This is a genomic window from Acinetobacter nectaris CIP 110549, from assembly GCF_000488215.1.
In the GTDB taxonomy this organism is placed as follows: domain Bacteria; phylum Pseudomonadota; class Gammaproteobacteria; order Pseudomonadales; family Moraxellaceae; genus Acinetobacter; species Acinetobacter nectaris.
In genome coordinates, this window is record NZ_KI530735.1 from 42,618 (window position 1) to 58,168 (window position 15,551).

Here is a 15,551-nt window from a genome sequence, read left to right on the forward strand (position 1 = left end):
ATTCAGTTAAAGTACATGCAGAAATATGATTATTTAATTTGGAATAGATATGGCAATAAAATCTGATCGTTGGATTCGGGAAATGAGCCGTGAACATGGCATGATTGAACCTTATGCAGAAAATCAGGTTCGTTTTAATGATCAAGGTGAAAAACTCATTTCATATGGTGTTTCTAGCTATGGTTATGATGTGCGCTGTGCACCTGAATTTAAGGTATTTACAAATGTGCACTCTGCAATTGTCGATCCTAAAAACTTTGATGATAAAAGCTTCATCAATATCGAGTCAGATGTTTGTATCATTCCACCGAACTCGTTTGCTTTGGCTCGTACAGTAGAGTATTTCCGTATTCCACGAAATGTATTGACGGTATGCTTGGGCAAGTCAACTTATGCACGTTGTGGAATTATTGTGAATGTGACACCGCTTGAGCCAGAGTGGGAAGGTCATGTCACTTTAGAGTTTTCTAATACAACGAATTTACCTGCTCGAATTTATGCTGGTGAAGGCGTTGCGCAAATGCTCTTTTTTGAAAGTGATGAGGTGTGTGAAACATCATATAAAGATCGTGGTGGGAAATACCAAGGTCAGACAGGTGTGACATTGCCTAAAGCATAAAAAAACCGCTCATTTTGAGCGGTTTTTTCTGATTATGCTTTTAGTTTTTCTAAAAGTTCATCTTTATTTAGGTTTGTAACGCTTTCATCTCTACGACCTTTATATTCAAAGGTACCAGCATCCAAGCCCTTTTCACCAATAACAATGCGGTGAGGAATACCTGTAAGTTCTAGATCTGAAAACTTAACACCAGGACGCTCATTACGGTCATCAAATAAAACGTCATAACCGAGTTCAAGTAACTCTTTATAAAGTGCTTCGGCAGCTTCTAAAGTACGTGGTGATTTATGTGCATTCATTGGCACAATAGCAACCTCAAAAGGTGCTAGCGCTTTTGGCCAAATAATACCTTTATCATCGTAGTTTTGTTCTATAGCAGCAGCCAATACGCGTGTAACTCCGATACCATAGCAACCCATAGATACCGTTGCAGGTTTGCCATCTTCGCCTAGAACCGTACAATTTAAAGCTTCTGAATATTTTTGACCTAATTGGAAAATATGGCCAACTTCAATACCGCGTTTAATTTGTAATGTACCTTGACCATCTGGCGATGGGTCACCATCTACAACATTACGCAAGTCATATGTTTCAGAGAAGTGAGCATCTCTTTCCCAGTTTAAACCGATCGTATGTTTATCAGAAATATTTGCACCTGCAACAAAGTCAGAAAGAACAGATGCTGCTCTATCTACAATGACAGTAATGCCTTTTTCTTTTAGACCTTGTGGGCCAATAAAGCCAGCAGGCAACTCAAGAGCTTTTAATTGCTCTTCAGTGGCAAATGTGAGTGGGGTCGCAATAAGTGGATGTGACTCAGCTTTAATCGTATTGAGTTCATGGTCACCACGTAAAAAGAGTGCCACAACTGGAATATCTGAATTTTCCTCAGTTGTCGTACCTTGTACCAGTAATGCTTTTACAGTTTGGTCAGCAGATACTTTAAGGTACTCAGAAACTTTAGCAATCGTATTTTGTGCAGGGGTTTCAACAACTTGCATATCTTGTTGTGGTGCAGTTTTTTCCCCAACCCAAATTGCTTCAGCTTTTTCAACATTCGCTGCAAAATTTGATTCTGTAGAAAAAACAATAGCGTCTTCACCACTTGATGCCAATACATGAAATTCATGTGATGCAGAGCCACCAATAGAACCTGTATCTGCCTGCACTGGTCTAAAGTCTAACCCTAGACGAGTGAAGATACGACAATATGTGTCATACATTACATCATAAGTTTCTTGTAGTGATGTTTGATTAATATGAAAGGAATAAGCATCTTTCATAATGAATTCACGTGATCTCATCACACCAAAACGAGGTCTAACTTCATCTCTAAACTTAGTTTGAACTTGATAGAAGTTTAAAGGAAGCTGCTTGTAGCTTTTAAGCTCATTACGCACTAGATCTGTAATGACTTCTTCATGTGTTGGTCCAAGAACAAAGTCATTTTGATGGCGGTCTTTGAAACGTGTGAGTTCTGGGCCATATTGTTCAAAACGACCTGATTCTTGCCATAAGCTCGCAGGCTGTACGACAGGCATAAATACTTCTAATGCACCAGAGCGATCCATTTCTTCTTTAATGATTTTCTCAATTTTATTCAGGACACGTTTACCCGTGGGCAACCATGTATATAGTCCTGATGCAAGTTTACGAATCATCCCTGCTCGAAGCATAAGCTGATGTGAAATGATTTCAGCATCGCTCGGGTTCTCTCTGAGTGTTGCAAACAAAAAGCGACTCGCGCGCATTTGAAGTTGTCCTAATACCAAAAATTAAATACACACTTTACTTTACATGATTAAAAGTAAGGCGACTGTTAAACCATCTAAGTCTAAGCGTGCAGTGTGGTAGAAAATGACACAGAAGTAAATAACTTCGTGTCAGTGTTCTTCTAGTTTTTTTAATCGAGCAATAATCTTGTCATATTGTTGCTCAGTTTGTTGATACTGGGCTTGTAGATCGGTCACTTTTTTCTGTGATCGAGCTATTTTATAGTTTGTATCTTCAATAGAATCTTTTAAGGATTTTGGAACAGTCTTCTTATCATATAAAATAGAAAACTCCTCTCCACGAAGGTCTCTTAAATAGTCTTGTAAAGAATCATACTGTTTTCGTTGAAGAGAAATTTGATCTTGGATACCACGTAATAGATTTCTTTTTCTTTTTTGTGCAATACTACTGTGTGTATAAATCTGTTGCATGCGATTATCTATCGCTTCTTGCTCTGCTTCTTTTTCTTTCTTTTGCCGTGCAATTTCAGTATTTTGTAATGCTGGGACTTGGCGAATGGTTTCCATATTATTATTAATGACGTCATAGCCATAGCGAATATGTTCAGGTGAAATAGATGTACTAATAGTGGGTACACCTTGACGGTCATAATATCTATACCAAATTGTCGCAGAGCTCATTTGATTAAAACTAAAGAAAAAAAATGAAACAAAAAAAGAAGACAAAATGGTTTTGCTTAAATGACGACGACTTTTTTTTAATGAAAAAACGTGTTTTAAGTACATTACACAGTCTCAAAAAGGATAAATAGAGCAATAAAGGAGCTATTATCCACTGAATGCTTTTTAATGCTCAAGTGTTATTTTAAAATAAGTAAAAATAGTTTAAGTTGTAAAAAAATATTAATTTAGAAATGATATGCTTAGAGAATATGTATAAATTTATTTGTTGAAAATTCAACTAAATGAAGGTTTAATATTAGTTTAATAAGCCCTAAAGTTGTTGGCTGAATAGAGTAATTGATCAGATGAGCAACGGCATCATTTAATTTAAGGGGATAAGATGAGCAGTCTAAAAGTAATGGTCATTGATGATTCAAAAACAATTCGCCGTACAGCCGAAACGCTGTTACAACGAGAGGGTTTTGAGGTAATTACAGCTGTTGATGGCTTTGAAGCGCTATCTAAAATCACAGAAACAAAACCAGATATTATTTTTATTGATATTATGATGCCTCGTCTAGATGGCTATCAAACTTGTGCTTTGATTAAAAACTCAGAGCAATATAAAGATACACCGATTATTATGTTATCAAGTAAAGATGGTTTATTTGATCGTGCTAAAGGTCAGATCGTTGGTTCAGATGAGTATCTGACAAAGCCTTTTAGTAAAGATGAGTTAGTGAATGCTATTCACACTTATGTGAAGTAATAGCAGTTTAGTTTTTTGGGGGAACAAATGAAACGTATTTTAATTATTGATGACTCGCCAACTGAAGTATTCCGTTTTAGAGAAATCCTAACAAAGCATGGCTTTCATGTAATGGAAGCAAATAATGGTGCTGATGGTGTGACCGCAGCAGCAGCAGAGAAGCCTGATCTTATTTTAATGGATGTTGTTATGCCGGGTGTTAATGGCTTCCAAGCAACACGCCAAATTTCACGCTCTGAGCATACAAAAGATATTCCCGTGATTATTGTAAGCACAAAAGATCAGGAAACTGACCGTGTTTGGGGTAAACGTCAAGGTGCAAAAGATTACTTAACAAAGCCTGTAGATGAGCAAGCTTTGATTGATGCAATTCATGCAAACATCTTGTAAAGGCTAAATCATGGCAGCAAGAGGCTTTCTTGAATTACTACGCCTTGCAAGACAAGGCGATAAACATCAGCAAGCAATTGCTGACAGTGTAAATAGATGGTCTGGTATTGCTTTTGAAATACAAGGGCAATCCTTTGTTGTTCCTTTGGGTGAAGTGGCAGAGGTCATTTATTGTCCTAGTTTAACACCTATACCTAATGGAGAGCCTTGGTTGGAAGGTTTGGCAAATATTCGTGGACAGTTATTAACTGTGATTGATCTGCAAGAGTATTTGTTAAAAATACCTACAAAAAGGACACGACAACAAAAACTTTTGTGCTTACAACATCAAGACCACTATCTTGGTCTGATGGTGGATCAAGTATTGGGTATTCAGCATTTTAATAAGCAAAGTTTTTTCTCATCTGCATCAGATTTAAATCAATCTTTAGAGAAATACTGTTCTGGTTACTTTAATTATGACCAAAAGCATTGGCATGTATTTTTATTTAGCCAGTTGATTAAAGACTTTAAACACGTTAATGCGGTACTAAGTTAGAAATTTATCATTTGTTTTATACATATTTGTGATTTCAGGGGGAGCCAATGGGCTTTAAAAATCTGGTGAGTAGTAATAGCACCTTTAAGAAAGTAGATGCATACTTAGATGAACTAAGTCGTGGTTTTGGAACACAGAAGAAAGTTAAGCCACTTATTTTACTAACCTTCTTTAGTATTCTTTTTACAGTAATTGTTTTGCTATCTATTTTCTATAGTACAACAAAGCATAATGCTGTTACGCAAAGCCTTTCAGATTTGAAGCTCATATCTCAAGTTGTTTCTCGTCAGGTTGCTGATGTGAATTCCTCTGGGGCAGATGCATCATTTGCTAAACTAAAAGAAAGTAATGACGACTTCTATCGTAATTTAAAAGTAGTTGAAGGCTCATCACAAATTGTGGGTGATGTTAATAAAATTGCACAGCAATGGTATGAAATTTCTCAAAAGATTGAGACCATTACAAGTAATAAAACTATTTTAAATGAATTGCGTGCAACAACAATTCAAATGGACCAAATTATTCCTGGTTTACAGTCACAGTATAATGCTGTGGTTGATGACATGGTGAAGCGTCGTTTACCAACGAATCAGGTTGCTGTTGCTAAAGACCAAGTCGTTGTCGCTGAACGTATCTTACGTTCAATGCATGATATTTCTGCAATTACAAAATCTGAAAATACAGATGCTGCAAATGAGTTCAAAGATAATACTGAAACATTTGGTACATATTTAGATGCTCAGCTTAATGGTGACCCAGATTTTGGTGTTGATAAAGTCGTTGATCCTGATTTACGTAGCAAGCTAATAGATATTAAAAAAGAATATGATCAAGTTGTAAAAGCAAGTGCAACAATTGTTTTTAATAACTCAAATAAAGTAACTGCCGTGCAAAAAGCATCGGTATCTATTTTCCAAGATTCAGATGTGTTATTGCAAAATTTAGATAACTTATCTGTTTCATCAGTTGTAACTGTTTACTTGCCTCGACTTCTATTGGTTATTGGTTTTGTAGTTTTCTTAGTGTCTTTCTATAAGCTTGTTGGGCTACGTGGTGAAGAAGATAAAAAGCGTATTCGTGAGTTACAAGATGAATATGACCGTAACCAAGGCGCGATTTTACGATTACTTGATGAAATTGCTGACTTAGCAGATGGTGATTTACGTAGTTATGCAACAGTATCAGAAGATTTCACAGGGGCTATTGCCGACTCGATTAACTTTGCGATTGACCAATTACGTGACCTTGTTTCGCGTATTCATACAACATCGCAAGAGGTTGCACGCTATACTCAAGATACACAAAATGTAACCAATGGTTTGGCAGAATCATCGAAACAACAGTCAGATGAAATTTCAAGTGCTTCTAAGGCAATTAATGAGATTGTGGTTTCGATTGGTGAAGTATCAACGAACGCTACAGAATCTACAGAGGTTGCGAAGCGTTCAGTTGAAATCGCATCTAGTGGTGCTGATGTCGTAAACCGTTCTATGCATGGTATGGATACGATTCGTGAACAGATTCAGGAAACATCTAAACGTATTAAGCGTCTTGGTGAATCTTCTCAAGAAATTGGTAACATTGTCTCGCTTATTAACGATATTGCAGACCAAACAAACATCTTGGCATTGAATGCAGCGATTCAGGCATCTATGGCAGGTGAAGCTGGTCGAGGCTTCGCAGTTGTTGCCGACGAGGTTCAGCGTCTTGCGGAGAGATCTGCATCTGCAACAAAACAGATTGAAGGTCTTGTACGTACCATTCAGGCCGATACAAATGAAGCCGTGATTTCAATGGAACATACAACATCTGAGGTTGTACGTGGTGCAAACTTAGCAAAAGATGCGGGTGTTGCCTTAGGTGAGATTCAAACCGTATCTACATCACTTGCACAGTTAATTGGTAACATTTCTAGTGCTGCACAGCTACAGTCTGTTTCTGCAACTCAGATTGCTGATACGATGAATGTTGTACAAGAGATTACAGTTCAAACAACTTCCGCGACCTTTGACACAGCAAGATCTGTCTCTGAGCTTGCAAACATGGCAGAGTCATTAAGAGAGTCAGTGAGTGACTTTAAACTACCTGAATAAGTAGCTTCTTATATTCTCTAGTTATCTTATAAATTTTAGCCGCTACATTGATCTATGTGTTCATAGGTCAATGTCTAGTGAGCAAAGGCTAAACAGATAAAGTTTGAGCGAGCGATGAACGAATTAGTGCAAAAGCTAATAGCTGATGTTCCTGTACCAATAGACAGCTATTTAGATCAAGATGCAGAAATAATCGATATTTTTATTGAAGAAGCTGCAGAAATCATTGTAGAGCTTAAAAGCCTGTTTGTAACTTGGCAGGAAGACCTACATGATATTGAAACCATAAAAACAATACGCCGTCATTTTCATACCTTAAAAGGTTCGGGAAGAATGGTAGGTGCAAATCAAGCAGGTGAACTTGCTTGGTGTGTAGAAGATTTATTCAATAGTATTCTTCATGATACTGCTAGAATTACGTTAGAGATTCAACAATATTGTGCTCAATGCTTTAAATTCTATACGTTTGAAATATACCCGCATATTGAAAAACATCAGACATTAGATAGTGTCGATATTCGACCTTTACTGCTTATTGGAAAACAGCTGAAAGAGCAGAAAGAGATAGAACCTTCTCTACAAGCATTGTATCTTGATCATGTTAAAAGTAATAATCAAGAGCTTGAAGCGTCTATTGAAGTTCCTAGTGCCGATAGCAATACTGTTGATGTAGAAAGTGTTTCTATCTATGGAATGAATATATCTCCAGAAACGCTTGCGATTTATTTAGATGAAGCATATGAGCATCTTACAACAATCACTACATATCTCAATGAATCAGCACATACTGAAAAGCAAACAGCATCTCTAGTCCGCAGCATACATACATTAAAGGGTAGTTCTGGCATGGCTCAGATTGAACCTTTATGTGAGACAAGTGCAAATGTTGAACTCTCATTGAATCAAGAGTTACAAGAAAAAGGTGAATTGCACCTAAGTCTTGATTTATTGAAACAGTTCTCTGAGTTTTTAACCCATTATTTAGATGGTCTAAAAAACAATAATGAGGCTTTACGAGAAGAGTGCTTAAATCAGTTTACACTAATTTGGGACAGCTATTCGCAGTATATTAAGGTTGTTGATGATGAGAAGCCTTTAATTAATGAAATTGTTGATTTAGGTATTGATCACTTATTAGATGTAAGTGAAGACTTTACTCAAATTGTGTGGGATTCAGCCGAAGATTATTTAACTCACTTAATTGATGAAAGTGAAACACTGATTAAATGGGCAAAAGATAAACAGCTTTTTGATATAGAAGATTATCTTGTTAAGTTGAGAGAAGGCTATATTCTCTTATTGACCATTGCCTTTGCAGATTATGATTTGCTGAAAAAAGTATCGCCACTTTTAAATGATTTTCATGACAGCTTAATTATATATTTCGACTATATTGCATCGGGGCAAATTAGCCAAATTCTCCTGCATAAGAAAGATGAGCTACAGCAGGCCATTGAAGAAATCAGTCGTTTATATACAGAATCTGAATATTTCGAAGATAAATCTAAAATAGCTTCATCTATTAAAGATGAAAATGTAACGCAGTATGTTGTTCAAAAATTAAGCTTAGATGAGCAGACCATATCTAATGTTAAACCAAATGTATTAGATGATGCAGAGCTTATTGATATTTTCTTAGATGAAGCAGAAGAGCTGGTTGAACAAATTGAAATTGATTTGTCTGCGTTCCAAAGTAATTTTGAAAATATTGATGCATTAAAGAATTTGATGCGTTATTTGCATACCTTAAAAGGCAGTGCAAATATGATTCAAGCCGAAAATTTTGGTTTGATTGCCCATCATCTAGAGTCTGTTTATGAGCGTTTAATTTATCAAAAGATTACAGCAAATGAGTCAATGTTGAATATTATTCGACTTGTCCAAGACCAGTTTGCAGAAAGAATTGATGTTATTCGTCATTCAAAGGTAGATTACTCATCTGTACATGCTGTGAGTGTTATTGATAGTCTGAAAAATGGTACATATGTCTATGATACTCATTTTGACAGTGTTAATACTCCGCAATTAGAAGCTGTTACCGAACAGACTCTAAGTGAAGATATTATTTCTGATGAAGTATTTGATCTTTATGAAAATGTTACATCAGAGTTTAAAGCACACGCTTTAGGTCAGCTTAATAACTTAACGAAAGCATTTGATGTATGGTGTGAAGAACGTCAGAACCGAAGTTTATTACTTGCACTTCAGCGTGTTGCACATATTTTATATGATGATGCAAAAGCAATTGAAAAAGGAATTGTTTTTGAATTATCAGAATTGCTTGTTGATACATTTGAAAAATTTGCTTTATATCAAGTTAAAACAGATATTTATGATGGTCTAGTTCAAACTAACTTTGCGACTATAGAACGTATTCTTACTGGAGAAAAACCAGCTAGAGAAGAAGTCGATAAAGTTATTAATGATCTAAAATATCTGCAATTTAATGTTGAAAGTGCAGATAGTATTGATGAGTCATTTATTGGCTTACAGTATGTTGTTGGAGATGGTACAGAGCCACCACCAATGATGGGTCAGTGGGATGATAGTTCGGAACAATCTCAGTCTAATGAGATGATTCGTGTGTCATCTACATTAGTTGAAAAAGTATCTAACCTTACTGCTGAAAGCTCAATTAACCGTTCACGTGTAGAAATGGGACTGAACCAGTTTACTTCTACACTTTCGGAAATGGAGCTTGCAATTAAACGTCTGTCAGATCAGCTACGCCGAATGGAAGGTGAGCTTGAAACGCAGATTCTAGCAAAGCATAGTATTGAAGGCGCTCAATATGAAGAGTTTGACCCATTAGAAATGGATCAATACTCATCACTGAATCAATTGTCTAAATCTCTTGCCGAATCAGCTTCCGATTTACTCGATTTTAAAGCTACTTTGGCTGATAAAGTGCGAGATTCAGAGTCTCTTTTATTAGAGCAAGCACGTATTCAAACAGATGTTCAAGATCAATTAACACGAGTAAAATTGGTTACATTCTCATTGATTGAATCGCGTTTACAACGTTTGGTTAGACAAACTTCAACGACTGTAAATAGATCGGTTAATTTTGAGATTGTTAATTCGCGTTTGGAAATTGATAGAAGTATCTTAGATAAATTAGTTGCGCCATTAGAGCATATGATTCGTAATGCAATTGATCATGGTATTGAAAGCGTACGTGAGCGTCGTCAAAGTGGAAAAGCGAGTGATGGTAATCTTAAAATATCATTATCACGTCAAGGTACAGATATTTTAATTGATATCACAGATGATGGTCGAGGCATTGATGTTGCTCGGGTTAGACGTAAAGCAGAGTCTTTAGGTTTAATTTCAGAATCTGATAATTTGACTGATGAAGATGTATTACAGTATATTTTCCATTCAGGATTCTCCACAGCGCGAGAAGTAACGCAAGTTTCTGGGCGTGGTGTTGGTCTAGATGTTGTACGAAGTGATATTCGTGCTATGGGTGGAAGTATCTCTGTTATTTCGGTTGCGAATGAAGGAACTAAGTTCTCTCTTCGGATACCAACGATTGTTGCAGTAACCGATGCACTAATGGTTAAAGCAGGTGAGCAGCAATTTGCATTGCCATTGTCTCAGATTGAACGTATTGTTCGAGTAGAACCTCAGGTATTACAAAGATATTTCTCTAGTATTTCTGAATTCTGTCAGATCGAAGGTGGTAGATACCGTTTACGCTATATTTCAGACTTCTTAGGATATGCCAAAGAGCCTAACTTAAATACAACAGAGTCATTGCCAGTCTTAATTATTAAAGACCATAATAATCAGTCAGTTGCATTGCTTGTCGATCAGCTTATTGGTTCTCGTGTTGAAATTGTAGTAAAACCATTGAATAGCCACTTGAAAGATATCGAAATTTTAAGTGGTGCAACAATTTTGGGTGATGGTAAAGTTTGTCTCATTCTTGATGGTCAAACGATCGCACGTACAGCACAAAATAGCCAACGTCGCTTTAACCTTCCAACAAGTGCAAATATAGAACGTCAGAATACAGATGTTCGACATGTAGCCATGATTGTGGATGACTCAGTAACGGTGAGAAAAGTAACTTCACGTCTACTTGAGCGTGAAGGCTATGAGGTTGTGACTGCTAAAGATGGTATTGATGCAATTGAGAAGCTAGAGAATATTCGTCCTGATATTATGTTACTTGATATTGAAATGCCACGAATGGATGGTTTTGAGGTTGCAAACCAAGTACGCCATCATGCAATCCATAAAGATCTCCCTATTATCATGATTACATCTAGAACAGGTGAAAAACACCGAGAGCGGGCACTAAGTCTAGGTGTGAACTACTATATGGGTAAACCTTTCCAAGAAGATGCATTGCTTGAGCAGATTGAGGTTGCTTTGAAGGTATCTAGAGGTAAAACAAATGAGTAATAAGTCGAACGTGCAAAATGACTTGAACATTGCATCTGCGCAAGGACTCAGTGATCTAATTGCTGTTTCAACAGGCTTTGTAGATGTTTTTAAAATTCAATGCTATGAGCAGCCTGATATTTTACTTCCACAAAACTTAGTTTTATCTGTACAGGTGCATCTGACAGGTACAAAAGTCATGAAATGGCATGATTTAGAACTACCTGTTTATGCTGTGCATCAACCCGATTTAGATGAAGTGACTGCTTTAATCATTGAAGGTGAAATGCCAAGTCGACGTTTTGCTCTTTTGTGTGATGAAATGCCCGAAGCTTTACGTTTACGTATCTCTGAGGTTGTAGATGTCGATCAGGAGGTTAAAGAAAACACTGGGATTTTCCAATACGTCAGTATTCGAGAGGAACTTTGTCAAATTCCTAATCTAGATGATATTTACGAAACTATAATTCAAGATTAAAAAAAGGGCTTAAAGCCCTTTTTTTATGTTAATAGCTGAACTAAGATTTCTTCATAAATTTCAGATAATGGCTCAAGGTCTGCAACATTTACATGTTCATTGACTTGATGGATAGTCGCATTTAATACGCCAAGTTCTATTACCTGTGCACCAGTTGGTGCGATAAATCGTCCATCAGATGTACCGCCACTGGTTGAAAGTTCTGTTTCATAACCGCAAACTTTCTGAATAGCTATCTGAGTTGCTTTTACCAAATCGCCTACAGGCGTAATAAAAGGTAGTCCTGAGAGATTCCAAGTAATGTCGTAGTCTAATTGATTTTTTTCTAAAATATCAATGACACGTGCTTTTAACTCATCTGCTGTGACTTCGGTAGAAAATCTGAAATTACATGTGATTTCTAATGTATTTGGAATAACGTTAGTTGCGCCAGTCCCTGCATGAATATTTGAGATTTGAAATGATGTTGCAGGGAAATATTCATTTCCTTCATCCCAAGTAGTTGAGCATAAAGTTTCTATTGCAGTTGCTGCCAAATGAATAGGGTTTTTTGCAAGATGAGGATAGGCAACATGTCCTTGCTTACCTTGTACAATGATTTTTGCATTTAATGACCCACGACGACCATTTTTTACAATATCACCTAATTTAGTTGTGCTTGAAGGTTCTCCAACTAAACACCATTGCATTTTTTCATTACGTGCTTCTAGTGTTTCAATAACTTTTACTGTTCCATTTTTTGCAGGGCCTTCTTCATCTGATGTAATGAGATAGGCAATAGAACCGTTATGATTTGGGTGTCTTTCTACAAATCGTTCAGTTGCAACAATCATAGCAGCAATCGCAGTTTTCATATCTGCGCTACCACGACCATAGAGCTTATTATCACGAATTTCAGGTGCAAATGGTGCAGAATCCCATGCATCTAGGCTACCAGTTGGTACAACATCTGTATGACCTGCGAAACAAAAAACAGGTCCTTCCGAACCACGGCGTGCCCAAATATTATCTACTTCTTCAAACTTCATCTTCTCTATTTTAAAACCAACTTGAGAAAGTCTTTTAGAAATAATATCTTGGCAAGTATGGTCATCTGGTGTAACTGAAGGCTGTTTTAAAAGCTCTAAGCTCAAATCGAGTGTTGCTGAAGGCTGCATAGAATTAATAAAGTATAAAAAATAGTTAACTTATTATAATAAAGAAGAATTTAAAAGAGGCAATGGCAAAATAAAAAAGCCCCACTTTATCAGTAGGGCTTACTCAGTCTATTTATATGAGTTTATTTCATTTGAGACTGAGCTTTTGTTGCAGTATTTGTTACAGCATGTCCTGCGCTTGATACATCTTGTCCAACCCCACGGAATGTATTACAGCCAGTTAAAATAAGGGCAACTGCAATTGATGCAAAAATAACTTTTTTCATGATTTTCTCCAAGGTATGTCATTTATTTTAGTTAACTTCCAATGTAAGAATAGCGAAATAAAAAACAAAGTAATGTTCATTTTTTATAACTTAATTGTGGTTAAAATGTAATCTATCTATAGCTGTGAGAGGAGATGAACGAAACATGTAAAATATTTCTTCATTCATATGATGATATAAACCATTATGCCACCATTTAGATTTTGGATGAGATATAGGACTTAAATAAGGAGCAATCCATTCATGCCGCTCAAGTCTATAAAATTGAGGTAGCATAGTACTTCCCCAAAAACCTATTCTTCTATTTTGATTAACCCAGTGGGGCAATGCAGATAAGTTTGAATCACTTATAGAGGAAGGAATGAAGAGTTGTCCTTTTAATACCGCAAACTTATGGTCAATTTTGTAATTTAGAGCATGGTTAAACTGAAACTGCCTATTTGTAAAATAAGAAAGCTTCTTTTCTAAGCGATCACTTCTATTAAGCCCAAACCATTGCCCAAGTTGATATTGGTCTTCAGCTAAATAATATTTTAAAGCAACTTCCCAGTGTTCAACTGCTTGAGTCTTTTTATTCAATATTAAAAAATCGAGCTCACCGAGAGTAATTGGCCCTTCAATTTTTTGTATGCTGTGACCTAAAAGTTTAAAATGGTGAAACTCTTCATCTAATAGCCAAAACCATAAAAACATTTCAAAACGTAAGCCCAAACGTGTACTTTTAAGTTGGGCTAAAAAGTCAATTAGCGGTTGTGGATTGGTTTCTAACTCATTTAGTCGCGGTTGGTATCTAAAAAATAAATCTTGCCACTCCTGATCGCTATGTAGCATAAAATGATTTGATAGTGTCATTTCAGGGGGGAGACTTTGAATTGTATTTGGACTTGCTATACAAAAAGCAAGTTGTCGAACTGCGGGGTGATGATATGATCGCCAAGGCTCGAAAAGGTGATGTTGTATTGTAAAATTAAGCATGATTTTAAGGATGGGCTTGATTTTAAGTATAGATAGATCATGAAAGCATAAAAGGATTAATCTTGTCATGAAAATATTATTTTGGCGTATATTGGTCGTATTTTTTATATTATTGGGTGTAATAGGGGCTATTTTACCTGGTATGCCTACTACAGTTTTTCTTATATTGGCAGCGTGGGCAGCTTCAAAAGGGTGGCCGCAAGTTGATGAATGGCTAATGAATCATCCTAAATATGGTCAGTCACTAAGAAATTGGCGCGCAACAGGAAGTGTCGCTAGAAAGGTGAAATGGATAGCATGTTCAATGATGCTATGTAGTGGCATTATTATGTTTTTCACATCAGCACCAATATGGGTAAAATTTTTTACTGATATTATAATGTTCATCGTTGCGATATGGCTCTGTTTAAGGCCTGAACCAAAAGATAATATAGAGATAGGTATGCAATACAATCAAAAAGAAGTTGATATTTTTATTGACCTGAAAAATCAGTTATTAATGCTTCCTAAGCTCGGAAAAAAATTTTCTATTTCAACTGCATTGAATGGTATTGGTGAAGCTGAAAATAGTGGAAAAACACCAAGAGGTTGGCATGTTATTGCAGAAAAAATTGGTAATGATGCGCAAAAGAATAGTGTTTTTGTAGGAAGACAACCGACTGGAGAAGTTTATTCTTCAGAATATGCAGAAAAACATCCTAATCGAGATTGGATATTAACCCGAATTCTATGGTTAAAAGGGCTAGAGTCTGGCTTTAACTTAGGAGAGGGGGTTGATACATATAATCGCTATATTTATATACATGGAACACCCGATAAGAATCCAATGGGAATACCTCTTTCACATGGCTGTGTTCGTATGCATAACGATGACTTAATAGAATTATTTAATCTTGTAGATGAAAATTCATTGGTATATATCTCTGAAAATAGCGAAAAAACAAATAATATTGTATAGATAATCAACTATGACTTATTTTTTAATCACTTAAGCAAAAAAAATGGTAAAGAATAAGAAAAGCGTTTGACACTTAGAATAGATTCTCTATAATGCACCTCACAAACGATAAACACGTTAGAGGGCGCTTAGCTCAGTTGGTAGAGCGTCTGCCTTACAAGCAGAATGTCGGCGGTTCGATCCCGTCAGCGCCCACCACTCTTACGTTAAATCTTAAGTGCAGCGGTAGTTCAGTTGGTTAGAATATCGGCCTGTCACGCCGAGGGTCGCGGGTTCGAGTCCCGTCCGCTGCGCCATTTAAGTTTTTGTTTATCGCAAGTTTTCCTGTAAGTGCAGCGGTAGTTCAGTTGGTTAGAATATCGGCCTGTCACGCCGAGGGTCGCGGGTTCGAGTCCCGTCCGCTGCGCCATTTACAGATAAAGCTTGGGCGCTTAGCTCAGTTGGTAGAGCGTCTGCCTTACAAGCAGAATGTCGGCGGTTCGATCCCGTCAGCGCCCACCATAACTTATAAGAGAATAAG

At 36.6% G+C, this 15,551-nt stretch carries 13 protein-coding genes, 4 tRNA genes and 1 pseudogene; 13 read left to right on the top strand and 5 right to left on the bottom strand.

What is annotated here, in order from left to right; genetic code table 11:
- Positions 1-49: 49 nt before the first annotated feature.
- Positions 50-619 carry a dCTP deaminase gene (dcd, locus tag P256_RS10525; RefSeq protein WP_023273668.1) on the top strand — a complete coding sequence of 190 codons (570 nt, stop codon included), beginning with the start codon at positions 50-52 and terminating at the stop codon, positions 617-619.
- 32 nt (positions 620-651) lie between these two features.
- On the opposite strand, the gene P256_RS10530 is transcribed toward dcd, so the two are convergent.
- On the bottom strand, positions 652-2,370 hold the full coding sequence (locus tag P256_RS10530) for a proline--tRNA ligase (protein WP_023273669.1): 1,719 nt from the start codon (positions 2,368-2,370) through the stop codon (positions 652-654).
- A gap of 132 nt (positions 2,371-2,502) precedes the next feature.
- Positions 2,503-3,033, bottom strand: coding sequence for a hypothetical protein (locus tag P256_RS10535; RefSeq protein ID WP_155756762.1), 531 nt, complete (start codon positions 3,031-3,033; stop codon positions 2,503-2,505).
- Positions 3,034-3,415: 382 nt separating this feature from the next.
- Between P256_RS10535 and pilG the strand changes: the two genes are divergently transcribed.
- From pilG to P256_RS10565, 6 genes are all read left to right on the top strand, one after another.
- The gene (gene pilG / locus P256_RS10540) at positions 3,416-3,784 is read left to right on the top strand and encodes a twitching motility response regulator PilG (protein WP_023273671.1); all 369 of its coding nucleotides are present in this window, start codon (positions 3,416-3,418) and stop codon (positions 3,782-3,784) included.
- 27 nt (positions 3,785-3,811) lie between these two features.
- On the top strand, positions 3,812-4,174 hold the full coding sequence (locus P256_RS10545) for a response regulator (protein WP_023273672.1): 363 nt from the start codon (positions 3,812-3,814) through the stop codon (positions 4,172-4,174).
- 10 nt (positions 4,175-4,184) lie between these two features.
- Positions 4,185-4,712: a chemotaxis protein CheW gene (locus P256_RS10550; protein ID WP_023273673.1), complete on the top strand. Its 528-nt coding sequence runs from the start codon at positions 4,185-4,187 to the stop codon at positions 4,710-4,712.
- A gap of 47 nt (positions 4,713-4,759) precedes the next feature.
- On the top strand, positions 4,760-6,805 hold the full coding sequence (locus P256_RS10555) for a methyl-accepting chemotaxis protein (RefSeq protein ID WP_023273674.1): 2,046 nt from the start codon (positions 4,760-4,762) through the stop codon (positions 6,803-6,805).
- A 114-nt stretch (positions 6,806-6,919) separates the two neighbouring features.
- On the top strand, positions 6,920-11,218 hold the full coding sequence (locus P256_RS10560; protein WP_023273675.1) for a hybrid sensor histidine kinase/response regulator: 4,299 nt from the start codon (positions 6,920-6,922) through the stop codon (positions 11,216-11,218).
- Positions 11,211-11,675: a hypothetical protein gene (locus P256_RS10565; RefSeq protein ID WP_023273676.1), complete on the top strand. Its 465-nt coding sequence runs from the start codon at positions 11,211-11,213 to the stop codon at positions 11,673-11,675. Before P256_RS10560 ends, P256_RS10565 begins: the two co-directional genes overlap by 8 nt.
- 23 nt (positions 11,676-11,698) lie before the next feature.
- Here P256_RS10565 and dapE read toward each other — a convergent pair whose 3' ends face one another.
- The 3 genes from dapE to P256_RS10580 all read right to left on the bottom strand — a co-directional run bounded on the left by dapE (position 11,699) and on the right by P256_RS10580 (position 14,073).
- Positions 11,699-12,832 (bottom strand): succinyl-diaminopimelate desuccinylase, encoded by a 1,134-nt coding sequence (dapE, locus tag P256_RS10570; RefSeq protein ID WP_023273677.1) that lies wholly within the window; start codon positions 12,830-12,832, stop codon positions 11,699-11,701.
- Positions 12,833-12,954: 122 nt separating this feature from the next.
- Positions 12,955-13,101, bottom strand: a complete 147-nt coding sequence (locus P256_RS10575) for an entericidin A/B family lipoprotein (RefSeq protein ID WP_228130241.1) — start codon at positions 13,099-13,101, stop codon at positions 12,955-12,957.
- Positions 13,102-13,188: 87 nt separating this feature from the next.
- Positions 13,189-14,073 (bottom strand): DUF1853 family protein, encoded by an 885-nt coding sequence (locus tag P256_RS10580; RefSeq protein WP_023273679.1) that lies wholly within the window; start codon positions 14,071-14,073, stop codon positions 13,189-13,191.
- A 67-nt stretch (positions 14,074-14,140) separates the two neighbouring features.
- Between P256_RS10580 and P256_RS13400 the strand changes: the two are divergent.
- The 6 genes and pseudogenes from P256_RS13400 to P256_RS10605 form a co-directional block, all read left to right on the top strand.
- Positions 14,141-14,476 (top strand): annotated as a pseudogene (locus tag P256_RS13400) (YbaN family protein); the annotation flags it as partial.
- A gap of 39 nt (positions 14,477-14,515) precedes the next feature.
- Entirely contained in the window at positions 14,516-15,031 is a 516-nt protein-coding gene (gene elsL / locus P256_RS13405; RefSeq protein WP_040332204.1) for a cell wall-recycling L,D-carboxypeptidase ElsL, read from the top strand.
- A 122-nt stretch (positions 15,032-15,153) separates the two neighbouring features.
- Positions 15,154-15,229: transfer RNA gene (locus P256_RS10590), tRNA-Val, on the top strand.
- 21 nt (positions 15,230-15,250) lie between these two features.
- Positions 15,251-15,327 (top strand) — tRNA-Asp (locus P256_RS10595).
- A gap of 36 nt (positions 15,328-15,363) precedes the next feature.
- Positions 15,364-15,440: transfer RNA gene (locus P256_RS10600), tRNA-Asp, on the top strand.
- Between the two features lie 16 nt (positions 15,441-15,456).
- Positions 15,457-15,532: transfer RNA gene (locus tag P256_RS10605), tRNA-Val, on the top strand.
- Positions 15,533-15,551: the final 19 nt, after the last annotated feature.

Coding starts and splice junctions, on each gene's coding strand:
- P256_RS10545 (WP_023273672.1), top strand. CDS start 3,812: ATGAAACGTATTTTAATTATTGATGACTCGCCAACTGAAGTATTCCGT.
- P256_RS10555 (WP_023273674.1), top strand. CDS start 4,760: ATGGGCTTTAAAAATCTGGTGAGTAGTAATAGCACCTTTAAGAAAGTA.
- P256_RS10565 (WP_023273676.1), top strand. CDS start 11,211: ATGAGTAATAAGTCGAACGTGCAAAATGACTTGAACATTGCATCTGCG.
- P256_RS10580 (WP_023273679.1), bottom strand. CDS start 14,073: ATGCTTAATTTTACAATACAACATCACCTTTTCGAGCCTTGGCGATCA.
- elsL (WP_040332204.1), top strand. CDS start 14,516: ATGCAATACAATCAAAAAGAAGTTGATATTTTTATTGACCTGAAAAAT.
- P256_RS10535 (WP_155756762.1), bottom strand. CDS start 3,033: ATGAGCTCTGCGACAATTTGGTATAGATATTATGACCGTCAAGGTGTA.
- P256_RS10560 (WP_023273675.1), top strand. CDS start 6,920: ATGAACGAATTAGTGCAAAAGCTAATAGCTGATGTTCCTGTACCAATA.
- dapE (WP_023273677.1), bottom strand. CDS start 12,832: ATGCAGCCTTCAGCAACACTCGATTTGAGCTTAGAGCTTTTAAAACAG.
- dcd (WP_023273668.1), top strand. CDS start 50: ATGGCAATAAAATCTGATCGTTGGATTCGGGAAATGAGCCGTGAACAT.
- P256_RS10530 (WP_023273669.1), bottom strand. CDS start 2,370: ATGCGCGCGAGTCGCTTTTTGTTTGCAACACTCAGAGAGAACCCGAGC.
- P256_RS10550 (WP_023273673.1), top strand. CDS start 4,185: ATGGCAGCAAGAGGCTTTCTTGAATTACTACGCCTTGCAAGACAAGGC.
- pilG (WP_023273671.1), top strand. CDS start 3,416: ATGAGCAGTCTAAAAGTAATGGTCATTGATGATTCAAAAACAATTCGC.